The sequence below is a fragment of the Saccharopolyspora sp. genome, from assembly GCF_017434145.1.
In the GTDB taxonomy this organism is placed as follows: Bacteria; Actinomycetota; Actinomycetes; order Mycobacteriales; family Pseudonocardiaceae; genus Saccharopolyspora_C; species Saccharopolyspora_C galaxeae.
This window is the reverse complement of the sequence record NZ_JAFRFW010000586.1, coordinates 1-3,274: the sequence shown is the minus strand read 5'-3', so window position 1 is coordinate 3,274 and position 3,274 is coordinate 1. Positions and strand designations below refer to the sequence as shown.

4 protein-coding genes are annotated in these 3,274 nt (G+C 70.4%); 3 read left to right on the top strand and 1 reads right to left on the bottom strand.

The window, feature by feature from the left end; genetic code table 11:
- Positions 1-466: DNA-binding protein WhiA (gene whiA, locus IJH84_RS16170; RefSeq protein WP_295145885.1), on the top strand; the 466-nt coding region annotated here is incomplete at its 5' end.
- 251 nt (positions 467-717) lie between these two features.
- On the opposite strand, the gene IJH84_RS16165 is transcribed toward whiA, so the two are convergent.
- Positions 718-1,653: a glycoside hydrolase family 16 protein gene (locus tag IJH84_RS16165; RefSeq protein WP_200069766.1), complete on the bottom strand. Its 936-nt coding sequence runs from the start codon at positions 1,651-1,653 to the stop codon at positions 718-720.
- 291 nt (positions 1,654-1,944) lie between these two features.
- On the opposite strand from IJH84_RS16165, the gene gap reads away from it, so the two are divergent.
- Complete coding sequence (gene gap / locus IJH84_RS16160; RefSeq protein WP_200069765.1) at positions 1,945-2,955, top strand: type I glyceraldehyde-3-phosphate dehydrogenase; 1,011 nt, start codon at positions 1,945-1,947, stop codon at positions 2,953-2,955.
- A 166-nt stretch (positions 2,956-3,121) separates the two neighbouring features.
- A partial coding sequence (gene pgk / locus IJH84_RS16155) for a phosphoglycerate kinase (RefSeq protein WP_295145886.1) occupies positions 3,122-3,274 on the top strand: 153 nt, incomplete at its 3' end.

The window sequence follows — 3,274 nt, the reverse complement described above, 5'->3', positions numbered from 1 at the left end:
GTCCCGCGAGGTGCGCGGCGCGGATCGGGTGGTGGTCCGCGACGGCGACGCGATCGGCGCGCTGCTGACCAAGCTCGGCGCGCACTCCAGCGTGCTGTCCTGGGAGGAGCGGCGGATGCGCCGCGAGGTGCGGGCCACCGCGAACCGGCTGGCGAACTTCGACGACGCGAACCTGCGCCGCTCGGCGCGCGCCGCGGTGGCCGCGGCCGCGCGGGTGCAGCGGGCGCTGGACGTGCTCGGGCCGACCGCCCCGGATCACCTGCTGGTGGCGGGCAGGCTGCGGCTGGCGCACCGGCAGGCATCGCTGGAGGAGCTGGGCCAGCTCGCGGACCCGCCGATGACCAAGGACGCGGTGGCCGGGCGGATCCGCAGGCTGCTGGCGATGGCCGACAAGCGCGCCCGCGAACTCGGCCTGCCGGACACCGAGTCCGCCGTCACGCAGGAAATGCTCGAAGCCGAAGTCTGACTCGACTTCCCCGAGCGAACGGTTCCGGCCGAACTGTTCCGGCCGAACTGCTCTGAGCGAACGGACCGTTGGTCCCAATAGATTGGGCGAGCGGTCCGTTCACTTCCGGCGAACTCGCGTCGCGGGGGGCTCGTCCGAGCACTTCGGCGACATGCCCGGGCATCATCCGATCCGGGCTGAACGTTCTGAGCGAACGGACCGTTGGTCCCAATAGATCGGGCGAGCGGTCCGTTCACTCGGAAACGGGTGGGTCATTTGTTGTAGACGGCCACGTAGTCGACCTTCATCGGGTGGCCGGGCTCGGTGGCGTCGGTGGGCGTGGTGATGCCGGAGTTCTTGTCCGGGAACTGCCCGCCGATGGCGACGTTGAGCAGCACGAAGTAGCCGTCGTGCGAGGTCATCCGCTGCCAGGCGGCGTCGCCGACCTCCGATTGCTTGACCGAGTGGTACTGCTGCCCGTCGACGTACCAGCGGAGTTCCTCGTCGTCGGTGCTGCGGTCCCACTCGAAGGAATACGTGTGGAAGCCCGATTGGCAGGTCGAGTCCGGGCATTCCCGGCTGCCGACCCGCCCGTCGGTCTCGTTGCAGGCGCCGCCCGGGGAAACATCGCAGTGCAGCACGCCGTACACGCGGTTCTCGGCGTTGACGTTCTCCATCAGGTCGAACTCGCCGACGCCGGGCCAGCTGTAGAGGTCGGTCTTGTACGGCGAGCCGAGCGCCCAGAACGCGGGCCAGTAGCCCAGCGCCTTGTCCGCGGGCACGTCCGGCATCTGCACCCGGCTCTCGATGCGCACCACCCCGCCCTCGGCGGCTTTGAAGTCGGCGCGCTCGGTCTCGATCCGCGACGAGGTCCAGTTGCCCGCGTCGTCCTTCAGCGGCGTGATCACCAGGTTGCCGTCGCCGTCCTGGCTGAGGTTGGCGGGATCGGCGGTGTAGTTCTGGATCTCCCCGGTGCCCCAGTTCTCCGGCCCGCCCGGGTAGCCGTGCCCGGTGTCGATCTTCCAGTCCGGACCCGGCGAGGAGCCAGCGGCGCCGGTGAAGTCGTCGCTGAAGGTCGTCGTCCAGCCGTCACCGGGCGGCGGGACGTCCGCACCGGCGGGTGCGGTGGCCAGGGCGGTCAGGCCCAGTCCGGCGGCGAGTGCCGCGGCGGCCAGGTTGCGGCCGCGCGGTCGTGCGGGTGCGCGCATGTGCGTTCCTCCGAGTCGGGCCCGGCCGCGCCGGGGAGGCGGAACCGGTGCGCGGAATCGCCGATCATCGATCAGCCTGATCATTCTGGGAGGGCTCGCTGGGGCGGTCGACCGACGGATGTCGCACGTCGGCCCCGCCGAAAGGCACAACCCGCGTACCGCCCGCGTGTTCACCCCGCCGACGCCGCGCCCGCCCGCCTGCGTCGCTGGCCGGGGCATATAGGGTTGCGAGCGAGTCCATCAACCGCTCACCCGCCGCCCAGCGGCAGGGTCAGTTACGAGGAGATAGGCGTGACCGTTCGCGTAGGCATCAACGGCTTCGGTCGCATCGGGCGGAACTTCTGGCGCGCGGCGATGGCCAGTGACCACGACATCGAGGTCGTGGCCGCCAACGACTTGGGCGACGTCGCGACCATGGCCCACCTGCTCAAGTACGACAGCGTCCTCGGGCGCCTGGAGCAGGACGTGAAGGTCACCGGCGAAGGCATCGAGGTGGGCGGCAAGCCGATCAAGATCCTGGCCGAGAAGGACCCGGGCAAGCTGCCCTGGGGCGACCTGGGCGTGGACGTCGTGGTCGAGTCCACCGGCTTTTTCACCAACGCCTCCGACGCCCGCAAGCACGTCGACGAGGGCGGGGCGAAGAAGGTCATCATCTCGGCGCCCGCCAAGAACGAGGACCTGACCGTGGTCCTGGGCGTCAACGACGACAAGTACGACGGCACGCAGACGATCATCTCGAACGCGTCCTGCACCACGAACTGCCTGGCGCCGATGGTCAAGGTGCTCGACGACGCGTTCGGCATCGAGCGCGGCCTGATGACCACCGTGCACGCCTACACCGCCGACCAGAACCTGCAGGACGGCCCGCACAAGGACCTGCGGCGTGCCCGCGCGGCCGCGGTCAACGTGGTGCCGACCAGCACCGGTGCGGCCAAGGCGATCGGCCTGGTGCTGCCGGAGCTCAACGGCAAGCTGGACGGCTACGCGATGCGCGTTCCGGTGCCGACCGGCTCGGTCACCGACCTCACCGCCAACGTGCGCGCCGACGTCACCGCCGAGGACGTCAACGCGGCGTTCCGCGCCGCCGCGGGCGAGGGCAAGCTCAAGGGCGTGCTGCGCTACAGCGAGGACCCGATCGTCTCCAGCGACATCGTCACCGACCCGGCCTCGACCGTGTTCGACGCGCCGCTGACCAAGGTCATCGGCGACCAGGTCAAGATCGTCGGCTGGTACGACAACGAGTGGGGCTACTCCAACCGCATCGCCGACCTGGCGAAGCTGGTCGGTTCCAAGCTGGCCTGACCTGCTCGCTCCGCGGCGCACCGCTCCCGCGAGCCGGGTGCGCCGCTGCCGGGATGCACCGCGGCCGGGACGCGCTGGGGCCAGCGCCGTGCACCGGCCGGAAGATGATGAAGGTCCCGCACGGGCCGGTCGGCCCGTGCGGGACTTCCCACATGAGGAGCAGACGGTGAAGAACCTCGACGATCTGCTGTCCGAGGGCGTTCGGGGGCGGCGTGTGCTCGTGCGCGCCGACCTCAACGTGCCGCTGGACGGCGAGCGGATCACTGACGACGGTCGGGTGCGGGCTTCGCTGCCGACCTTGCGCAAGCTCACCGAGGCC